Below are 18,814 nucleotides of genomic sequence, written 5' to 3' on the forward strand. Positions count from 1 at the left end.
TCAGGGGATGCAATAAGCCCCCCCGATGGACCTTTTCACCTCTTCTTTCTCGAACGGGGTCAGACACCCTCTTATCGGTCTTTTCCCTAGCCCAGAGGCAAACCCTTCGACCAATGCCTGCTTGACGGCGTCGACAGGCACATCCCTTCTAAGCTCTTGCACGACCGTGGTCATTTCGTCGGCGCTTCTAACTGGACGTCCTTCCCTTGGCCTTAACACCCTCATCATCAGATCAAGGTCGGTATCGACCAACAAGGTACCGTGATGGAGCACCGCCCCATGCTTGCGCGCCTGCGCGCTCCCTGAGATCTTTCTACCTTTGACGACAATATCATTCAGGCTCTTCCACTCCGCACCTATGCCCAGGGCCTGAAGGGCCTGGACGACGCAGCGACAGAACAACTGATAGGAACCAAGAGGGTTCTCAGGTACCTCATTGGTGGGAAGTATGACCGAGAAGATCACCTGCCCTGGGTCGGTATAGATGGAACTCCCACCACTGGCTCTTCTGATGATGGATATGCCCATCTCCGACGCGATCTTTACATCTACTGTCGATGAGACATCCTGAAAGTAGCCGACGGATATCGTCGGCCTTGACCTTCGGTAAAGATGCAAGGTGTCAGGCACTTCGCCGACGCCCCTTGCCAACAGCATCGCGCTGTCCAAGGCGACGGTGTACGCCGGGTCGGCCAGGTCCGTGTCTATGACCCGCAGGATGGACATATCCTCACGACATATTCAGAACGTGGTCTCAGGTGACTATCTCGTCGACCCTCTCCTCAAGTATCGCCCGACGTACCTCCATGGCAAGCCTCCGGCCGGTGCTCATGCTGCGCCTCCAGAGCGAATTTCCATAGGCATGACCCAAGTTCATATGCACGTTCGTCCCACCGCCGATCCGGGGTGCCACATCGTATATGAAGAAGTTAAGGTCCTTGTCCACACAGGTCTGCAGACAGAAAGGACCGATTATACCTGGCTTGAAATGTCTTTCCGCCGCCCTAACATACTTCTCAGCGAGCTCGAACGCGTTCTCCAGCAACGACTCCCTCATCGTCGCAGAGTTGTGACCACAGACCGTGTACTCCGGGATGCGCTGGCTCTCGTTGAGCTCCAGCTGTTGTGCCGCCGGGAGCCTCACGAAACCGTCGAGAGAGGTCTCAAAACGCCAATCTATCCCCAGCAGCTCGATCCTCGAGCCCCTCTCTTCAAGAGGGGAGTAGAAGAAATCCAGGTTGAAGACCGGCCCTATGACATACTCCTCCATCCTGGCATGCTGCAATGAACTCTCCTCTATGACACCATCGGCAATGAGCTTGGATGATTTCCTCACATATTCTTCGAACGAGGATGCCGTGAAGAAGCCCCTCTCCAGTTTCTTTTTCGCATGGTGCAGTTTGATGATCGTGAGCTTGTCGATGTCCTCAGGCCTCTCGACCTTCTTAGGGGCAGGGAGCCCTGCCTGCTCAAGGAGCCAATAATAATCCTTCTCACCACCACGGTCCTCGCTCCTGAGCAGGTTCCTGCTCCCTACGATAGGAACGTCGAAATCATTCTCGACGGCATCTATCCCACAATATGATGTGAATGACCTGTTCGGTACGAAAAGCACATTATTCGCGAGCAACATCTTCCTTATCTCAGGGGACGTCGCCTCCTTGAACTTCTTCATCATGATCGGCTCATCGACCAACCCCCTCCTGACACGTCCGTCCGGGTCCCTCATCGCCCTGAAGTAATGTGAATAGGTCCTGTCGCGCCCCTCCTGGCATAGGGCGACCGTCATGAACCCCTCCTCGATGGCACCATCACATACATCTAGTGCAGAATGCGATGCCAGCACTCCTATCTTTGCTTTCTGCAGGTCGTATTTCTTCAGATGTTCGAGGATGACGTCGCGGTCGATCATCATTATTCGCCCCTTTCATCTAGGACATACAGCTGCAAGTAATAAATCCTACCCGCTCAGGCGATCCCCAGGAGCAGTATGCATCCCATCAGGGCCGCCGCACCTATGAAGTCGATCGATGACGAGGTAAAGGGGATGCTGTGGTCATCAGGGTCCAGCGAGAACCTGAACGCAACCGTGGCCACATAATAAGATATCAGGTTCAGGATTGAAACTGTGATCAGGCCTGCCAACAGGCTGAGCGCGACAAGCTCTGTCAAGGGAGGTGGCGAGAGCCCGATCAACCATGCGACCACATATGTGCTTACACCGACCAAGGTGAAAACATAGAGCGCAAATATGTAGATGATGGCAAAGTTCTCTAAGGCCTCGGTGCCTGGGAATCTCCTAGGCTCCAGCGTACCCATATGCAGCATGGAGCTCAGCCTAGAGGTCAGTATGCCCCCAAGGGAATTTGCATCCTCCAGGAACGGCGGTATCATGACAAATATTGCTGGCACAAGGACTATCGATTCGAGTTGATGCTCTATGGTCAGTCCGGCCCCGATGTCCATGATTGTGCATATTATGAGAGCGGGCATAGAGTGCACGAAGATACGCCTGGCCTCGCCAGCCTTCCTCCTGTAATTTGCGATCGCAACGACCGATGCCACCAGCAGTGATATGACCGCGAAGATCTCAACCGTCCAATATGAGATATCGCTCCCCCAAAGGACAAAGAGGGCCGCAACGAACAGCATGGGTAGGGTAAGCACGTCCCCGGCCGCGGTGATGATCGGGGCCGATACGTTATCTATGTCCCAACCTCGGTAATAACCTAATCTGGCAATGAAGATGGTTATTGCCAGTAGCATCAGGCCGGCCAGGACCCCCCCGAATACCGATATGAAAATGAACTGTTCCAATGGGATGCTTGAGAACCCGAAGAGCTCTGAGACCAACTTGGCCATGACCCCCATCAGGACCGACATGACGAGCGTCAGTGCAAGCGAAGATTCCATGTTGTTCCTTATGGTCCCCCCTTTCCTGAACGACATCTCGAATGTACCAACATGCATGGAGGTCCCTAACCTGCTCCCCAATGCACCGAAGATATTCCCACGCATGCCGATCGCTGGCGGGATCAAGACCATAAGCCCTGGCAGCAGCTCAAGGGTGTCCGTCATAAATCCCAAGGTGGCACCAGCGAACAGGTCCCCTATTGACGATATCATCAGGGCGAAGAACCCAAGGTAGAACGTTCCCCTATTTCGGGAAATGAATGTTCTGAACCTCCCGTCCTTTATCATGTCTGGAGACCTTTTAATACTGAGAAGATAGGTTGTATAAGATAATTGACGACGGCCCTTGGCAGTGGAAATTGCAATATATCTAAATGTCCATGAAAAGGTCGTCCCACCGGAGAGATGAGACATTTGCCAAGCACAGACCGAGACCATGGTCATTCCGAGATGGCCAGGAAGTCCGTGAGAGAGATACTTACTGACATGAAGGACATCTCTGAGCTCATGGTCGACCTATCCTATGCGGCGATCATGTTCGACAGTCGAGAGATATCAGAGGAGGTACGGAACCTTCAACGGCAGATGGAGCGCCTCAACCATGAGATAAGGACGAAGGCCATGCTCTCGGCCAGGACCTATGCTGATGCAGAAAAGCTATCTGGTCTTCTTCAGGTCGCGTCAGCCGCAGAGAACATGTCCTATGCGGCGGTCAACATCGTGAACCTGGCACAGTGCCAGACAGACAAGAAACCATTCCTCAGGTTCGTCCTCAAGGAGGCAGAGGAGAAGATCGGCAGGCTTGTGGTGTCTGAAAGCTCAGACATGGTCAACAGGACGTTGGCCGACATGAGCGTGGAGTCGGAGACCGGAATGCGCATCATCGCCATAAAGCGAGGAAGACGATGGATCTACGACCCAGAAGGGAACGTCTCCTTGAAGGCAGGGGACACCTTGATAGTCAGGGGGACCGAGGATGGCTATGAGATGCTCCGCAAGCATGTCATGGGCGAGCAGAAGTGGCCAGAGCAGGCGCCTAAGGAGAGGGAGAGCTGATGGACGAGCTTGAAGAAATGTTGTTGGAGCTCAAGGACACGTCGGAGCTCATGATAGACCTTGCCTATTCATCGCTCTTGTACAACAACAGGGAGATCGCCGAAGAGGTCCAGATAATGGAGGAATGGCTTGATGAGCTGGCGAACAAGATCCAGATGCAGGCCATATCCGGGGTCATGAAGGACGGGGATGTGGACAAGGCGTTCATTATGGTCAAGATGGCCGCGTCCGTGGAGGAGATATCTGACGCGGCGATGCAGATCGCGGATGTCGTCCTCAAAGGGGTAGAACCTCATCCAGTGATATCCCTTAGCATCAGGGAGGCAGAGACCATAGTCACAACGGCCCAGGTCTCGGAAAATTCAGACCTGGCCAATAAGACGCTCGGGCAGGTCAAGCTTGCCAGCATCTCGGGGATGTGGGTCGTTGCGATCAAAAGGGACCGCAGATATATTTACGGGCCTGATGAGAACACGGAGATACTGCCGGGGGACCTGTTGTTCGCGCGAGGCCCTTATGACTCGGAGGAATGGTTCAGGGACCTGGCGTCAGGAAAAGAGAGATTGTAGTAAGGACACCTCTCTGATGTGATGATGTTTGAATAAGATATGGTAGCCCCGACCAGATTCGAACTGGTGTCGCAGGATCCAGAGTCCCGCATGATTGACCGCTACACTACGGGGCTGTGTGCATCCCCCTAAAAATGCTCCCTCTTTTTAATCCTTTCCTTCGAGGGCCCAGGAAAGAAATGGTGTTTGGATAAGTGGTTTCATTTTGTCCTGAGGACCTTGACGATCCTTTCAAAGACCTCGGGTATCTCCCCCTCACCATTGACCGTCCTCAGGACCCCTTTGTCCTTATAATATTTCGTCAATGGCAACGTCTTCTCCTTATAGGTCTTCAACCTTTCTCTTACAGTCTGTTCCGTGTCATCGCTCCTTTGGTAGAGCTCGCCTCCGCACTTGTCGCACTTGCCTGCCTGCTTCGGCGGATTGAACTCCAGATGATAGACGGCCCCGCATCCCTTGCAGGAGCGTCTTAAGGTGATCCTCTTCACAAGGTTCTCCTCATTGACCTCGATGTCGATCGCCAGGTCGACCTTTGTGAGGGCATCCAGCTGCCTGGCCTGCTCCAGCGAGCGAGGGAACCCATCAAGGAGCACCGGTCCTTTCGTCGAAGCGAGCTTTTCTTTCATGAGCCCTATCACGAGGGCATCAGGTACAAGCTTTCCGGCGTCCATGTATCCCTTCGCCTCCAGCCCAAGAGGGGTCCCAAGGCGGACGGCCTCCCTGAGGAGGTCACCCGTTGAGATCTTGACGAATCCCATCTCCGCGACTAGCCTCTCGGCCTGGGTCCCCTTGCCACAGCCTGGAGGTCCAAGAAGAACGATCTTAAGGTCCATGTCGGTAAAATCCTGTTATCGTTTATATCGTTTTCATTAATACCTATTTGACTTTCGAAATTTTGCCCCGCTCCGAGGGTTTTTTAATGATGACCTCTCATGCACAGGAAGGTGAGCATCTGCGCCCTGAGATTCTGAGAGAGCTTCGGGACATCGTCGGCGAGGATAACGTGTCAACGAGAGTGGCCGACCTTTACACCTATGGATTTGACGCGTCGATACATCACAGGAGCCCTGATGTGGTCATCAGGCCACGGACCACGGAGGAGGTAAGCAGGGTGGTGAAGATCGCGAAGAACGAAAGACTCCCGATAGTGGCAAGGGGCGGGGGAACAGGGCTTTGCGGGAGCGCGGTCCCGCTAAGGGGCGGCATAGTGCTCGACATGACAAGGATGAACACGATAAAGGAGGTGCGGGTGGAGGACCTGTATTGCGTGGTCGAGGCAGGCGTGGTCTACGACCGCTTGAACGAAACGCTCTCCCCTCACAAATTCTTCTTTCCAACCTCTCCAGGGAGCGGTGAGGCCTGCACCATCGGAGGCATGGTCGCGACCAACGCCTCAGGGATGAGGGCCGTCAAGTATGGAGCGACAAGGGATTACGTCCTTGGGCTCGAGGTCGTGCTGGCGGATGGAAGCGTGATAAGGACCGGTACAAGGACGATAAAGAACTCATCAGGATATCAGCTGGAGAGGTTATTCGTTGGGAGCGAAGGGACCCTCGGGATCATCACCGAGGTCACATTGAGGATCGCACCAAAGCCCAGGTCGGTCGCCATGGTCATGGCTGGATTCAGGACATTGGAGGATGCTGGACGCTGCGTCTCCAAGATTATCGCCACACCGCTGCTCCCCTCGGCCACGGAACTCATGGACAGGACATGCATAGAGGCGGTGAACAAGACGATGAACGCCGGTCTTCCGGACTGCGATGCCTTGTGCATGATAGAGGTCGACGGGGAACCGGAGATAGTTGAGAAAGAGGCAGAAAGGGTGCTCAGCGTTGTGAATGAGATCGGGGCGGTCAGCGTGGAGCTCACACACGACCCAAAGGTGATGGCCAGATGGACCAATGCCCGAAAGTCCGTGATGGCGTCCCTGAGCAGGTTCGGCGATAAACTGGTCTCCGTCTCCCTAGCAGATGACATGGCCGTCCCCATATCTAAGATACCTGATGCGGTGGTGGCCTTCCAGGGGATAGCTGAGAGGAACAAAGTCGTCATCGGGACCTATGGTCATGCGGCCGATGGGAACCTTCATACCAAGATGTTGCTCGACCCCGAGTCCGAACTGTCCTGGAGGAACGGAGAGAATGCCGTCAGAGAGATCTTCACAAAGGTGATCGAGCTCGGTGGGACGGTCACGGGGGAGCATGGGATAGGGATATCAAAGGCGCCGTTCCTCAAACAGGAAAGACCGACCGCCCTTGCCACTATGAAAGCCCTGAAGAAGGCCTTAGACCCCGACGGCATACTCAACCCTGGGAAAATGTTCGAATGGGAAGGGGGCATCATCAGGATGCTGCGATACCCATGCAATGACATCAGCTGATCAGAGCGTTATGATCTCCCAGGCCACCATCAGCAATATGGCCGTAACGATGACGACCACGATGTAGACCGGTATGTTCCATTTCACGACCTTCGAACCGTCCAAAGGAGGTATCGGTAGCAGGTTGAATATCGCCAAGAACAGGCTGAGGACGGCCAGCATGTTAAGGGCAAGCCCGAGCGTGCTATCAGAACCTATCACCAGCCAGATGGCAAGGAAAACTGTCCCGATGATGATGTTGGTCATCGGCCCCATGAGGCTTATCTGACCGTACTGTTTCTTGGTGATCTGGCCTTGGATATATACAGCTCCCGGGGCCACAAAGAGGAAACCGAGGAACGCGGTGATGAAACCTAGCAGAAAGCCCATGGGATACATCCTGAACTCCGCCCAGGCGCCATATCTTTGCGCGACGGCCTTGTGGCCGAGCTCGTGGATGAGGAACCCTAAAATCACCGCCGTCGCCGAGATCGCAACGGTTATCATGAGACCATCGTATGTCCCGACGTCGGGCCACGATACGACCGTACCATAGAACAAGATGGTGAAGATCGCGGTCATCGCAATCACAGAAATTATTATCTGCCTCACCTCATCCCGGCCGAAGCTGACCCTCCCATAACCATCTGGTATCTGAATGACGTCTACTCCGTTCAATCTCATCTTCTCGCTTCAAAGCACATTTCCAGAGGTCGTAGATAAACCTTCTTCGCCCGACCGACGTCTGTGTATCCTGACCTGCGCATATAATTTTCAAAAACATCGATATCGGCCCCCGACGTTCCTATGGCATATCTTTTTGTACGGACACATTGGATAGGCGGTCCGTAACATGAACCAAAGGCTGCACGGCAAAGCGATGTTCCATTGGTGCGACGTCTGTAACACCTTGCTGCTGGAGGACACATGCTCGAAGTGCAGGACCAAGGGAAGGGAGTTCCTGGTCTCTCTTCCAGGGGACATAAGGCCTGCCCTGAGGCGGGGCCATGAGGTCGTTTCCTCTTTGTTCATGCACCACTTCGGGACCGACCATTTCCTGAGGGGAAAGCTGATCTTTCTGAACAAGATAGCCGGGGAGGACCGTTCTGACGAGATAGTGGTGGACGGTCATGTGGTCGCTGCCATGCGGTTCGACCTCAAGGAGAACGATTTCTTCCTGGAGCTCAGGGCACCAGGCTCGGCCTTTGTGAGGCCTACGGCCACGAAAGGTTTGGTGAGGGCTTCAAGGACCGAGGGCCATCTGAAGGGCAAGAAGCTCGACGCTAAGGACCTCATTGAGGTCAAAGGTGATTTCGAAGCAGGGGACCCGTTGGTGGTCGTCGTTGGAAATATGATATGCTCGGGCGTGGCGAAGGTATCGAGCGACAGGCTGGCATCATCTGAGAAGGGAGTCCTGGTGAGGGATATCGCCCCACAAGGCCTGTCCCCATCCGGAAAGAGAACCGGAAGGGACGATTTCGTTGCTTCGAACAAGGACCATCTTGAGAAGATGGAATCAAAGGCAGTGAGCGACATCAGATCGTTCATCGGCAACAAGAGGAAGCCCGTCTCCGTCTCGTTCAGCGGAGGGAAGGACTCCCTCGCGGCCTATGGCCTTCTGAAGAGGGCCCATGAGGATTTTGATATGATATTCATAGACACTGGTATAGAGTTCCCTGAGACAGTGCGTTACGTCAACAGGTTCGCGGAGGCGGAACATGGACGGCTCAACGTGGCGAAGGCAGGCAATGCGTTCTGGGAACAGGTCGGGCAGTTCGGGCCCCCGGCCAAGGATTTCCGTTGGTGCTGCAAGGTGTGCAAGCTGGGCCCGGTGACGGACCTCATCCAGGCAAAGTACCCACAGGGTACTATCACCGTCGAGGGGAACCGCGCCCTGGAATCGTTCAGCAGGTCAAAGATAGGTTTTGTCGAGAGCAACCCGTTCGTTCCGAACCAGACGATATTGAATCCCATCAAGGATTGGAATGCGGCCGAGGTCTGGGCGTTCATCTGGTGGAAAGGCCTCGAGTTCAATCCGCTCTATGAGGAGGACTTCGAGCGCATAGGATGTTATCTGTGCGCCTCCTGCCTGGGCTCTGAATGGAAAGAGACTGCGAGGATAGATCCAGAGCTCTATGTCAAATGGGATGAACACCTCAGGAAATGGGCGAAGACCATAGGGACGAGCGAGGATTACGCGAAGTACGGTCTCTGGAGGTGGAAGGTGTTGCCACCTAAGATGCAGAGATTGGCCGAGGAGGTCGGTCTGAAGGTACCTCAGATGCGCACGGACCGCTTGGACCTTAAGACCACAAGGGGCCTTTCTCTCTGCCTCACTGGAGGTTATTCGATGGAGGGCGTCCTTACTCTCCCAAGGAAGAGGGACTTCACAAGGGTCGCAGAGTCTCTTAAGACAGTAGGCAAGGTCAAGCACTCCCCAGAGTTCGAGATCGCGATGGTGAAGGACAAAGAATGCACTCTCAAGGTGTTCGGAGGAGGGCAGATCGTCGCCACAGGGCCGACATCTGAGAAGACCCAGAGGTTCTTCGAGAGGGGGGTGAAGGCGCTCCTCAAGGCCCAGCTCTGCACGCGCTGCGGCATCTGTGTGAAGCAGTGCAGGCAGAGGGCGATAAGGATCGAGGACAGCCCCGTCATCGATCAGGAGAGATGCGTCCAGTGCGGCAGATGCGACGAGGCGTGCGTCGTCGCTCACTACTACGATAAACTGGTGACGAAGAGCGGGGCACAGGGTCACACATCTTAAATAGATATGCGCGCCTCAGAGGAATTCAGATGGATTTTGTCATGTTGTTGGCAGGGGTGCTTGGCATAGGTCCAGCGCTCGGACTGATGTTCTTCACATTCTCTAGTTATACATATCCCAAAGTAGACAGGCCTTTCTTTGACGATAGGAAGGTCTTTGGCATGCTCACGCTCGGTCTGGTCCTGGGGGTCATTCTGGCAACGGTCAGACTTTTCTTCAACATGGGCGACCCGGTCATAGCGGTCCTTTACGCTCTTCTGGTACAGGCCGTGATGCTCGTTATACTGATGCTCAAGCGATTCGCGCTGCGCCTGGACACGGCATTCTATGGGATGGCGTTGGGCCTCGGCATTGGGGCAACGATGGCGTTCTCATTGAGCTATCGTTCTCTGACCGATTTCCTTGACGATACCTCGATCGAGGGTTTCGCGCTCATTGCGGCCTGGTCGTTCCAGATAGTGTTCATCAACGCCTCGACCGGAGCGATCATCGGCATAGGGAGCGCGAGGGGCGAGCCATGGTATCATTTTCTAAGGGCATTGGTCATCCAGGCAGCCTACTACCTCCTCCTCCTTCCTCTTTACAACAACCTCGAGCCGGCCATCATAGTTGTCACATTCGTCCTTGCAACGGTCTTCTCGGTGTATGTCTATTGGTACGTCCATAGGAAGGCCATACCTGACATCGTGAATGAGGCCCTGAGGAGGATGAAGAAGGAAAAGAAGAAGGTGAAATGGCAGAAAGAGGTATGAGCCCCACTGCGGGGCCTATCGACAAAATTGGCAACGGGTTTCAGAACTCTACGAAGACCAAAGCGCCCAGGCATGTGCCATAATGGTCCATCGGGATCGATAGCTCCTCCATGGCATAATTGATCCTGTTAAGCTCGACATCGCGTAGGTTAGCCATCTCGTTCATCTTCCACTCCAGGACCTCCTTCAATGCCTTTTTGGTACCGTGCATGTGGCCCTCGGCGACGTACCCTCCTTGTCCGTCCTTCCTTGTGGCATAGGCTATGCCTGCAGAGATCATCTCGCCCTCTCCCCCTCGCATCTGGGCGAGGACGCAATGAGTGATGGCGCCCATCGGCAGCTCTCGCGGGGCCACCTTCCTTGCACCGATCGGAAGGATAGAAGAGACAGAGACGAGATTGAGCTCACCTATTTTGGCCTTCATCAAGGCCTGGTCGAACGCGTTGAGGTCAGAGACCTTGCTCACGGCGGATCCTGACGTGACGAAGAACTTCTTTGGGACTAGGTTCATCGTGCGAAGTAAATTGATGTTGCGATTTAAGGATTTGCCCAGGATCCATTTTCAGCTCAGACGCTCTTCAGCTCTCTCTCCAGAAGGGCGACCTCCTTCTGGTTCATCGTATTGGGGCTTATAGGCAGGAGAAGGATCCCATCCGTTGTCGAGACGTTCTCGTTAAGCAGCTGAACGAACTTCAGCACCTTGACAAAGTTGTTCTGGCTTATGAGGTACTCGATCCCGCTCAATAGGACGATGGCCTTAGGCGTGGTATCAAGGAAGTTCTTGACCTCGCTGTAGATGAGCGGTATGTTGGTGGGCTCCCTTGTATATTTCTTCTCTCTCTCGAAGGACAGCCAAAGGAACGGTATGTGGTCGATGCCATACTTCTTCTTGATCTTCTCCGGGTACTCTCTGGCTATGATCATCCCTCTCCGTCCCAATGACACCTGCTCAAGGAATATCTCGTAGGCCTGTGCGGTGTCGTCCATCTGCATAAGGTACGAATTACCGTCGACGAGGATATGCTTCTTTTCTGGACGGAAGGTCATCTTCGGCTCATCGTCCGGGAAAGCCACCGAGGGTGTCAGGATGTGCACGCAACGTAACGCTCCATCGGACATGCAAGAGACCTCCTTGGAATCGTAGCGCCTCTTGACCAGCGTTGAAATGATACCAGTGAGGTACCCTCTTGTGAAGTCGCAGGTGTGGCCGTTGTTCGCCTCGACAGATTCCCCGAAGGTAATGACCATCTCGCTCTCGGTGATGAGGTCGATCTCTATCCTGCTGAGCCCGGTCTCGGACCATATCTGCTTCAGGACGTCCTTTAAGCCGTCGATGCCATCACAATCGATTCCCAAGGTCCTTACCAGACCCACACCGCACCTGTAACCGAACCGTTCGAGCGTCTCAGGCGACGTGGCACCCTCAATGAGGTCCAGCTCTTCCCTGAGGTCCCTCAGGGCAGAACCGGGCATGACAAAGAACGGACGGGCCTTCCTCTCCATCAACAGCCACCTACCATCTTCTTTGCCATCATGGCGAAGGCCTCGTTGACCCCCTCACCTGTCTTGGCGCTCGTAAATATGAACGGGTTCCCGACGAGCGATTCGATCTCTTTCATTTTCTGCTCTGAGACGGTGATCGGAAGGTCTTTCTTGTTCGCCAAGGGAATTATCGGTATGTCCCCGACCACGTCATTAAGGTCCTTTATCCAATCTGCGAGCCTATCTAGGGTCTCGGGCCTGGTCACATCGCAGACGACGAAGGCCCCATTGCTCCCAGAATAATAAGTTGAATGCAACGAGACCTGCGATTTTTGACCTAGGATATCCCAGATCATCATCGTCAGCTCGATGTCGTCCACCACGGTCACCTTCTTAGTGACCTTGGCACCGAAGGTCTGCAGATAATCATCTGAGAATACATCTAATACATATCTCCTGACAAGGCTTGTCTTGCCGACAGCGCCCTCGCCAAGGAGGCTGACCTTCTTGATGAACTTGCGCTTCTGCATCCCAGTGGTTACAACGGTTACGGTAAATATAAGGATTTACGTATCAAATCCAGCAGATGATAAATCCTTGAACCTCCCGTGGTTCATCTCACCCATATAGGAAGGACGTGTCCGCAGGCTTCTTCGGCTGCTTCATGCTCTCGATCGCGGCCTTCATCCCCTCCTCTATGGACTCAGCCTCCTTCAGCAGCGGAACTGGGTCGATCTTCAGCTCGGGCAGCATCTTGCCGATTATCTCCAGGAGCTTCGCCGCCCCCCTTGCGTCAGGTATCTCGGCCTTGGCAGGCCCCAGGAGACAGATCACATCGGTGTTGAGCCTCTCGCCCTCGGCCAATAACATACCAGATATCCCAGTGACCATGCCCTCTTGCATCGCTCTTATCTGGTAACTATCCATTATCTCCCTGGTCCTTTGTGAGGTGCCGATACCAAGCGGCTGTACCTCATCCCCAGGAGCGTTGATACCTTCCAACGTTACGATATAATCGACGCCCTTGTGTTTCCCCCATTCGATTATAACATCAGCGAGCCTCCTGATGAGCTCAGGTTTTGGCATGAACTCAGCAAGTATTACGACTATCTGATCGCATCTTTCACCCCCCAGCCCATCGCAGGACCTCTTCCCTGCATAGATCCTTACTGGATGCGTCGGTATGCCGTCCTGCAAGATCGCATAGGGCGGGAAATCATCTGAAACTATGGTCGCAATCCTTTCAAGTTTCATGGTCCGGACCATGTAATTCGCGGCGATGGAGCTGACAAGTCCGATGCTTGGAAATGCCACGACCAAGATGCAATTCGACAGATGAGCGTCCTTGAACTCATGCAGGAACATCCCGCCATAATCCACAATGTGCGCGCCCATATTCCTCACTAATTGATGGTTACCGGCATCCCTTGATATAAAATAAGATGTCAATTATCTTATTCTTGGCTCAAAGCTAAGAAATATCTTACCGCGTGATACACTGTCGTGGTCATGGAAAAGATAACTATCCATCAAACTGACGGTGGTATCCCTGTAATATCTGAGAGGACGCCATATTTCAGATCGGCAGCGATCTCCGTCAACGTCCTTGTGGGATCGAGGGACGAGGATAAGGAAAAATGCGGGATAGCGCACCTTTTGGAGCACATAATGTTCAAGGGGACCAAGGACCAAAGCGCCAAGCAGATAGCTGATATGATCGAGGGCGCGGGCGGCGAGCTGAACGGCTTTACCACGAAGGAGCTCACATCATATCATGTATTCTCATTGGACGAGACTATAGATGTCGCGGAGGGCCTGCTCACCGACATGATGCTCCACGCCTTGATCGATGATGAGCATGTCGATCTTGAGAAAAGTGTGGTCACGCAGGAGATCAGCATGTTGGAGGACGAACCAGAGGAGTTCGCAGGCGTCCTCCTTGACCGAACGGCATGGCGCGGGCATCCTATGTCATATCCTGAGGCAGGGAACATAGAAGGGGTCAGGTCCATCACTCCAGACGATCTTCGCGCCTTTTATGAAAGGCATTATCGAAGGCCAAACGTCTTCATCGTCGCATGCGGGAACATTGATGTTGGTCAGGTGAACAGATGGGCATCAATGAGCTTTGACGGCATCCCCCGGTCAAAGGACGTCAGGAAAAGGACCCCTCCGAGGTTCCATTCCTCAATAAACGTTTTCCCTAAGGAAGGGGAGCAGGTATATGTTGATATGGGGTTCCCATCTTACGCCGCAAGCCATGAGAACAGGCATGCCGCCTCGCTCGCAGCCATCATATTAGGGGCCGGCACGAGCTCAAGATTATATCAGCGTATAAGAGAGGAAGAGGGGCTGGTCTATCAGATCCATATGTTCCCGCAGACATACAGTGATTGTGGTCTTATAGAGACCTACTTCTCATCATCTGTCGAGAATGCGGAGAAGGTTGTGAACCTTTTCGCAGAGGAGATCAGGGAGTTCAAGACCGAAGGTCTGAACCGTGGCGAGCTTGAAAGGGCCAAGCGATGGGTCAAAGGCATGTTCGTAAGGAAGCTGGAGAGCTCAGAGAACAGGATGTATTGGCTTGCAGAGAGCTACACCCTCACCGGTAAGGTGAAGACAATAACCGAGATGATAGAGGAGTTCAACAAGGTGACAGAAGAAGCGGTGCTCCAGGCCGCCGATGACCTGATGAAGGTCAGCAAATTCTGCGTGGCGCTACATGGGCCAGAGAAAGAATGTAAACAGCTGGCAATGAAGATGAAAGGGATGGACTTCTAAACCTCAGACCTCCTTTCCCTCTACAAGGTCCAGGACGGTCTGTACCGCCTCCGGGATGGCAGACTCCACCTCGGGCGTCATCCTGTCGCTCACGGTCCAAACGTCATTGACCTCGACGGCGACGAAAACGACCTCCTTAGGGAAACGTTGCGGTTCCAATTGTCTTCCTAAGGCTATGGTGGTACCGATGTTCACCTCGTGAGGGTTCACACCGTGCACCGTCGCCTCAAGACTGTCCTCGCCAAGGACCATGACCTTACCAGGCGGAAAGGCCCCGGTAAGGATCGCATCTACAACGATGACCCTTTCATGGTCCAACATGACCTCGATCAGGTCCAGCCCGCTGACGCTCGCTTCTTCGAGGTCGACGCCGCGGACATCCATCTTCCTGAGCTCATTCACCACTCGGAACCCGAGGGCGTCATCGGTCACGAACGGGCTGCCTATTCCAAGGACTAGGACCGGGGCCTTCATCGGATGACCTCGAACGTGCCTGCAGTAAAAAGGGTTTCTATCAATGCATCGCTTAAAAATTGCTGCGGCCGTAGAGTTCTGAAATCTGATATATAACCGGTCGAAGTTATTCATTCCCGTGAAGCTGGAACCGGCCGTCGCGCTCGTAGTCAACGACAGGTCCCTGACCACCCATCAGCTCGAGGTCATCGAGGCCATATACGAGACCGGCAGCCAGAAGGCCGCGGCAAAGAGATTGGGCATCTCGACGCCAGTGCTGCACAGATATCTACATCAGGTCGAGGCGAAGGTGGGGATGGAGCTTGTCAGGGCAGGGCCCAAAGGGACGGTGCTGAATTCTACCGGGGAGGAGATCGCTAAAGAGTTCATCGCGCTCAAGGCAAAGCTGAGGCAAACTGGCAAGGTCGTTGTCGGCTGCACCGTCATCACAGAGGAGCTGGTCCTGTCCGCCCTTTCCTCGGTCATCGGGCCAGAGGACTATGACCTCATCATATCGACCGATGAAAGGAACATGAGGGACTTCAAGGCCAGGATGATGGACCTGGTGGTGCTCGACGACCCTCTTTATGCTTATGACATGGACGATATTCTTTGGGAAGAGGTCGCCGAGGACCGCATGCTACATGTGGAAAGGGGCCTGGCCTATGGGGTATATCAGTTCGGCGCACAGCGCATCGGTTTCAGGTACCTGGACACAAAAGGTGTGCAATATCGCTTGGAGAGGAAGGAGCACTCCCTATCATCATTGATCAGGTCCAACATGAGCTTTTTCGTCAATGAGAGCCTTGCCATGAGGAAAGGCCTGGACCTCAAGAGTTCGACAGACCCCGACCTTCTGAAGCATAAGATCTTGGCCGTCTATTGGTCAGAATCCCCCAAGATTAATATGCTGTTGAGGGAGATGTCAAAACGGACACTTCGAAATTGAATTACCTATTAAGGTAATATACGAAGGTTCGTTGTAATCTATTAATATAACCTGATCCACGGTGCCGAGGCAGGTGGAAAGAAATGGCATTTACCTTTTTAGGTAAAATAAGGAGCTTTTTCAAGCAGGATTTAAATACGAACGCACCGGTGACAGGACCCAAGGTGGACTCAATGTCAAATATTAGGGAACCTGACATGGCATTTGCCGAGGCGGTCAAGAAGGCCGGCGGCAAGACGCTAGACCTCTGCTACCAGTGCGGGACCTGCACGGCATCCTGCCCTTCGGGGAGAAGGACGGCGTTCAGGACAAGGCAGCTGATCCGCAAGGCCCAGCTCGGATTGAAAGATGACATTCTCGGAAGCGACGAGCTGTGGATGTGCACGACCTGTTATTCCTGTGTCGAGCGCTGCCCGAGGGACGTCGAGATCGTCGACATCATATTGCTGATGAGGAACATGGCCGTCCAGAAGGGATACATGGCGGAGGCCCATAAGAAGATCGGTGCCTCCTTGATGAAGGTCGGAGCGACCGTGCCCTTCGGCGATGACATGAGGAAGCTACGGGCCGACATGGGCCTTCCAGCCAACCCGCCGACCACTGCTGGTAATGAGAAGGCCATGGAGGACTTCCGCAAGATTATGAGGAGAACCGGATTCGACAAGCTCTTAGGAGGGAACTAAGATGGGACAGAAATACGGATTCTTCCTCGGATGCATCGCACCGCTCAGATACCCTGGTATCGAGAAGGCCACCAGGACGATATTCAAGGAGCTCGGTTACGACCTAGTGGACCTGGAAGGCGCCGGTTGCTGCCCTGCACCCGGTGTGGTCAGATCCTTCGATGAGGCAACCTGGCTGGCATTGGGCGCAAGGAACCTCGCCATCGCCGAGAAGCAGGGCGTCGACATCATGACGATATGCAACGGCTGCTATGGCTCGCTCTACGACGTGGCCCATATGCTGCATGAGGACCATGCAAAGCTGAAGAAGGTCAACGAGATCCTCGCCGAGGTAGGCCTGCACTACTCTGGTAAAACAAAGGTCCGCCACTTCGCAGAGGTGCTCTACAACGAGGTCGGAGCAGAGAAGGTCAAGTCGAAGGTCAAGAACCCGTTGGCATTGAATGTTGCGGCCCACTACGGCTGCCACTTCGTGAGGCCAAGCAAGATAAAGCACATCGATGACCCTGAGAGACCGCACATCCTCGATGAGCTCATCGAGTGGACCGGGGCCAAGAGCCTGAACTACAAGGACAAACAGATGTGCTGCGGCTCTGGTGGCGGTGTGAGGAGCAGGAACGCTGCCCTCGCGGCGGAGTTCACGGCCGAGAAGCTCAAGAACATAAAGGCGGCAGGGGCCAATTACATAATCGACGTCTGCCCGTTCTGCCACCTGCAGTTCGACAGGTCCCAGATGGACATAAAGGGATACGACATACCGGTCGTACATCTGGCGCAGCTGTATGGCCTCGCCTTTGGCATGCCAAAGAACGAGCTTGGTCTTGAGGCGCACCAGGTCAAGGTCAACTTCTGAAGAGGTTGAACTTGCACAAAGCTCATCTGGTCGGGGTCTACAATCACGCTGAGCTTCCTGAGGAGCTGCAAGGCTTCGTCAGGTTCCAAGCCCATCGGGAGAAGTATGATCCTAAGAACGAGGACAAGGTCGCCGTTCTTCAGATAGTCGGCACCACCTCCTATTATCCTATTTTTATAGACAAGATCGAGAGCCTGGCCCCGGTTGAAAAAGGTCTGAAGGAGATAGACGCAGAGCTGGATGAGGTCTCACGGGTCTCGTTGGACCGCGTCCTTCAGGAAAAACATAAATAAAAGTGGTCCTACAAAATTTTACGGATTTCGTAGCCAAGAACCATCTGGCCTATTATTCAGATATATATGATAATAATCCTCCTTCTAAGAAATCTATTAATAGGAACATTCTTTTCCCACCTTGCCTTGAGCACAATTTGATGGAGAGACATTCACATGGCTACCGATAACAAAAAGGCTGCAAAGCCCGCCGCGAGGAAGGTCAAGGACAAGTGGAAGGCGAAGGAGTGGTACAAGCTCTATGCCCCTAAGATGTTCAATCAGGTCCTTCTCGGCGAGACCCCGAGCTCGGACCCCGCGAACCTTTTGAACCGTGGGGTCGATGCAACGGTCCACGACCTCACTGGCGACTTTTCCAAGATGCACGTCCTCCTGAAGTTCAAGGTCAGCGAGGTTCGCGGTTTCGATGCCCACACCGTGTTCGTTGGCCAGGACCTGACGAGCGATTACATCCGCCGCCTGACAAGGAGGAAGAGGACCAAGACCGACCATGTCATAGATGTGCGCACGAAGGACGGATACCTTCTGAGGATAAAGCCGATGAGCATTACCGAGAAGAGAATCCAATCCTCTCAGGAGACGGCTGTACGCACGCTCATGACCGAAGAGCTGAACCGCATGGGCGCTGAGATGGCTCTCTCGGATATGGTAAAGAGCATCATAACAGGAGAGATGGCCAAGAGGCTATCCACTGTCAGCAAGGTCATAGTGCCGATAAAGAGGGTGGAGATCCGCAAGACCGAGGTGCTCGAGATGGGCGTGGGCGGTCAGGACACCCCCATCGTCTCGCAGGTCGAGGAGGTCACCGAGGAGACCGTCGAGGCAACAGAGCCTTCTACCGAGGCGACCGCGACAGAGTCAGAGGTCATCGAGGAACCATCCGAAGAGAAGGAGCAGTGAACGA

The 18,814-nt window shown here is 53.9% G+C and carries 21 protein-coding genes and 1 tRNA gene; 11 read left to right on the plus strand and 11 right to left on the minus strand.

The window, feature by feature from the left end:
- From HPY73_06985 to HPY73_06995, 3 genes are read right to left on the minus strand one after another with little or no spacing between them, the layout of a single operon-like run.
- Window positions 1-726 (minus strand): lipoate--protein ligase family protein, encoded by a 726-nt coding sequence (locus HPY73_06985; protein QLH75210.1) that lies wholly within the window; start codon window positions 724-726, stop codon window positions 1-3.
- Between the two features lie 28 nt (window positions 727-754).
- Window positions 755-1,912 (minus strand): formate--phosphoribosylaminoimidazolecarboxamide ligase family protein, encoded by a 1,158-nt coding sequence (locus HPY73_06990; GenBank protein QLH75714.1) that lies wholly within the window; start codon window positions 1,910-1,912, stop codon window positions 755-757.
- Window positions 1,913-1,968: 56 nt separating this feature from the next.
- Window positions 1,969-3,201, minus strand: coding sequence for a magnesium transporter (locus HPY73_06995; GenBank protein ID QLH75211.1), 1,233 nt, complete (start codon window positions 3,199-3,201; stop codon window positions 1,969-1,971).
- A gap of 162 nt (window positions 3,202-3,363) precedes the next feature.
- On the opposite strand from HPY73_06995, the gene HPY73_07000 reads away from it, so the two are divergent.
- Both HPY73_07000 and HPY73_07005 read left to right on the plus strand, forming a co-directional pair.
- The gene (locus HPY73_07000; protein QLH75212.1) at window positions 3,364-3,969 is read left to right on the plus strand and encodes a potassium transporter TrkA; all 606 of its coding nucleotides are present in this window, start codon (window positions 3,364-3,366) and stop codon (window positions 3,967-3,969) included.
- 17 nt (window positions 3,970-3,986) lie between these two features.
- Window positions 3,987-4,538 carry a PhoU family transcriptional regulator gene (locus tag HPY73_07005; GenBank protein ID QLH75715.1) on the plus strand — a complete coding sequence of 184 codons (552 nt, stop codon included), beginning with the start codon at window positions 3,987-3,989 and terminating at the stop codon, window positions 4,536-4,538.
- A gap of 40 nt (window positions 4,539-4,578) precedes the next feature.
- Here the strand turns inward: HPY73_07005 and HPY73_07010 are convergent.
- Together HPY73_07010 and HPY73_07015 are read right to left on the minus strand one after the other, a co-directional pair.
- Window positions 4,579-4,654, minus strand: a tRNA-Gln gene (locus HPY73_07010).
- Between the two features lie 84 nt (window positions 4,655-4,738).
- A complete protein-coding gene (locus HPY73_07015; GenBank protein QLH75213.1) occupies window positions 4,739-5,371 on the minus strand; it encodes an adenylate kinase in 633 nt (210 codons plus the stop codon).
- An 89-nt stretch (window positions 5,372-5,460) separates the two neighbouring features.
- Here HPY73_07015 and HPY73_07020 point away from each other — a divergent pair, with 89 nt between their 5' ends.
- On the plus strand, window positions 5,461-6,921 hold the full coding sequence (locus HPY73_07020; protein ID QLH75716.1) for an FAD-binding protein: 1,461 nt from the start codon (window positions 5,461-5,463) through the stop codon (window positions 6,919-6,921).
- On the opposite strand, the gene HPY73_07025 is transcribed toward HPY73_07020, so the two are convergent.
- The gene (locus tag HPY73_07025; protein ID QLH75214.1) at window positions 6,922-7,584 is read right to left on the minus strand and encodes a site-2 protease family protein; all 663 of its coding nucleotides are present in this window, start codon (window positions 7,582-7,584) and stop codon (window positions 6,922-6,924) included.
- 169 nt (window positions 7,585-7,753) lie between these two features.
- Here HPY73_07025 and HPY73_07030 point away from each other — a divergent pair, with 169 nt between their 5' ends.
- Together HPY73_07030 and HPY73_07035 are read left to right on the plus strand one after the other, a co-directional pair.
- On the plus strand, window positions 7,754-9,664 hold the full coding sequence (locus HPY73_07030; GenBank protein QLH75215.1) for a phosphoadenosine phosphosulfate reductase family protein: 1,911 nt from the start codon (window positions 7,754-7,756) through the stop codon (window positions 9,662-9,664).
- Between the two features lie 29 nt (window positions 9,665-9,693).
- Entirely contained in the window at window positions 9,694-10,416 is a 723-nt protein-coding gene (locus HPY73_07035) for a hypothetical protein (protein QLH75216.1), read from the plus strand.
- A gap of 40 nt (window positions 10,417-10,456) precedes the next feature.
- On the opposite strand, the gene HPY73_07040 is transcribed toward HPY73_07035, so the two are convergent.
- From HPY73_07040 to HPY73_07055, 4 genes are all read right to left on the minus strand, one after another.
- Entirely contained in the window at window positions 10,457-10,927 is a 471-nt protein-coding gene (locus HPY73_07040) for a pyruvoyl-dependent arginine decarboxylase (protein ID QLH75217.1), read from the minus strand.
- A 56-nt stretch (window positions 10,928-10,983) separates the two neighbouring features.
- Window positions 10,984-11,919 (minus strand): DUF835 domain-containing protein, encoded by a 936-nt coding sequence (locus HPY73_07045; GenBank protein ID QLH75218.1) that lies wholly within the window; start codon window positions 11,917-11,919, stop codon window positions 10,984-10,986.
- Window positions 11,919-12,428 (minus strand): GTP-binding protein, encoded by a 510-nt coding sequence (locus tag HPY73_07050; GenBank protein QLH75219.1) that lies wholly within the window; start codon window positions 12,426-12,428, stop codon window positions 11,919-11,921. Before HPY73_07050 ends, HPY73_07045 begins: the two co-directional genes overlap by 1 nt.
- Before the next feature lie 88 nt (window positions 12,429-12,516).
- Window positions 12,517-13,293, minus strand: a complete 777-nt coding sequence (locus tag HPY73_07055) for a proteasome assembly chaperone family protein (GenBank protein QLH75220.1) — start codon at window positions 13,291-13,293, stop codon at window positions 12,517-12,519.
- A 114-nt stretch (window positions 13,294-13,407) separates the two neighbouring features.
- Between HPY73_07055 and HPY73_07060 the strand changes: the two genes are divergently transcribed.
- Window positions 13,408-14,679 (plus strand): insulinase family protein, encoded by a 1,272-nt coding sequence (locus HPY73_07060; GenBank protein ID QLH75221.1) that lies wholly within the window; start codon window positions 13,408-13,410, stop codon window positions 14,677-14,679.
- Window positions 14,680-14,682: 3 nt separating this feature from the next.
- On the opposite strand, the gene HPY73_07065 is transcribed toward HPY73_07060, so the two are convergent.
- The gene (locus tag HPY73_07065; protein QLH75222.1) at window positions 14,683-15,153 is read right to left on the minus strand and encodes a hydrogenase maturation protease; all 471 of its coding nucleotides are present in this window, start codon (window positions 15,151-15,153) and stop codon (window positions 14,683-14,685) included.
- 118 nt (window positions 15,154-15,271) lie between these two features.
- Between HPY73_07065 and HPY73_07070 the strand changes: the two genes are divergently transcribed.
- The 5 genes from HPY73_07070 to HPY73_07090 all read left to right on the plus strand — a co-directional run bounded on the left by HPY73_07070 (window position 15,272) and on the right by HPY73_07090 (window position 18,810).
- Window positions 15,272-16,081 carry a LysR family transcriptional regulator gene (locus tag HPY73_07070; GenBank protein ID QLH75223.1) on the plus strand — a complete coding sequence of 270 codons (810 nt, stop codon included), beginning with the start codon at window positions 15,272-15,274 and terminating at the stop codon, window positions 16,079-16,081.
- A 173-nt stretch (window positions 16,082-16,254) separates the two neighbouring features.
- Window positions 16,255-16,764: a CoB--CoM heterodisulfide reductase subunit C gene (hdrC, locus tag HPY73_07075; protein QLH75224.1), complete on the plus strand. Its 510-nt coding sequence runs from the start codon at window positions 16,255-16,257 to the stop codon at window positions 16,762-16,764.
- A gap of 1 nt (window position 16,765) precedes the next feature.
- Complete coding sequence (hdrB, locus tag HPY73_07080; protein ID QLH75225.1) at window positions 16,766-17,617, plus strand: CoB--CoM heterodisulfide reductase subunit B; 852 nt, start codon at window positions 16,766-16,768, stop codon at window positions 17,615-17,617.
- 11 nt (window positions 17,618-17,628) lie between these two features.
- A complete protein-coding gene (locus HPY73_07085; protein ID QLH75226.1) occupies window positions 17,629-17,910 on the plus strand; it encodes a DUF749 family protein in 282 nt (93 codons plus the stop codon).
- Window positions 17,911-18,066: 156 nt separating this feature from the next.
- Window positions 18,067-18,810, plus strand: a complete 744-nt coding sequence (locus HPY73_07090; protein ID QLH75227.1) for a 30S ribosomal protein S3ae — start codon at window positions 18,067-18,069, stop codon at window positions 18,808-18,810.
- Window positions 18,811-18,814: the final 4 nt, after the last annotated feature.

This window comes from Methanomassiliicoccales archaeon (assembly GCA_013415865.1).
Lineage (GTDB): Archaea > Thermoplasmatota > Thermoplasmata > Methanomassiliicoccales > UBA472 > MVRC01.

Bases quoted from the DNA above. Each gene is read 5' to 3' on its own strand.
- HPY73_06985 (QLH75210.1), bottom strand. From the start codon at position 726: ATGTCCATCCTGCGGGTCATAGACACGGACCTGGCCGACCCGGCGTAC.
- HPY73_06990 (QLH75714.1), bottom strand. From the start codon at position 1,912: ATGATCGACCGCGACGTCATCCTCGAACATCTGAAGAAATACGACCTG.
- HPY73_06995 (QLH75211.1), bottom strand. From the start codon at position 3,201: ATGATAAAGGACGGGAGGTTCAGAACATTCATTTCCCGAAATAGGGGA.
- HPY73_07000 (QLH75212.1), top strand. From the start codon at position 3,364: ATGGCCAGGAAGTCCGTGAGAGAGATACTTACTGACATGAAGGACATC.
- HPY73_07005 (QLH75715.1), top strand. From the start codon at position 3,987: ATGTTGTTGGAGCTCAAGGACACGTCGGAGCTCATGATAGACCTTGCC.
- HPY73_07015 (QLH75213.1), bottom strand. From the start codon at position 5,371: ATGGACCTTAAGATCGTTCTTCTTGGACCTCCAGGCTGTGGCAAGGGG.
- HPY73_07020 (QLH75716.1), top strand. From the start codon at position 5,461: ATGACCTCTCATGCACAGGAAGGTGAGCATCTGCGCCCTGAGATTCTG.
- HPY73_07025 (QLH75214.1), bottom strand. From the start codon at position 7,584: ATGAGATTGAACGGAGTAGACGTCATTCAGATACCAGATGGTTATGGG.
- HPY73_07030 (QLH75215.1), top strand. From the start codon at position 7,754: ATGAACCAAAGGCTGCACGGCAAAGCGATGTTCCATTGGTGCGACGTC.
- HPY73_07035 (QLH75216.1), top strand. From the start codon at position 9,694: ATGGATTTTGTCATGTTGTTGGCAGGGGTGCTTGGCATAGGTCCAGCG.
- HPY73_07040 (QLH75217.1), bottom strand. From the start codon at position 10,927: ATGAACCTAGTCCCAAAGAAGTTCTTCGTCACGTCAGGATCCGCCGTG.
- HPY73_07045 (QLH75218.1), bottom strand. From the start codon at position 11,919: ATGGAGAGGAAGGCCCGTCCGTTCTTTGTCATGCCCGGTTCTGCCCTG.
- HPY73_07050 (QLH75219.1), bottom strand. From the start codon at position 12,428: ATGCAGAAGCGCAAGTTCATCAAGAAGGTCAGCCTCCTTGGCGAGGGC.
- HPY73_07055 (QLH75220.1), bottom strand. From the start codon at position 13,293: ATGGGCGCGCACATTGTGGATTATGGCGGGATGTTCCTGCATGAGTTC.
- HPY73_07060 (QLH75221.1), top strand. From the start codon at position 13,408: ATGGAAAAGATAACTATCCATCAAACTGACGGTGGTATCCCTGTAATA.
- HPY73_07065 (QLH75222.1), bottom strand. From the start codon at position 15,153: ATGAAGGCCCCGGTCCTAGTCCTTGGAATAGGCAGCCCGTTCGTGACC.
- hdrC (QLH75224.1), top strand. From the start codon at position 16,255: ATGTCAAATATTAGGGAACCTGACATGGCATTTGCCGAGGCGGTCAAG.
- hdrB (QLH75225.1), top strand. From the start codon at position 16,766: ATGGGACAGAAATACGGATTCTTCCTCGGATGCATCGCACCGCTCAGA.
- HPY73_07090 (QLH75227.1), top strand. From the start codon at position 18,067: ATGGCTACCGATAACAAAAAGGCTGCAAAGCCCGCCGCGAGGAAGGTC.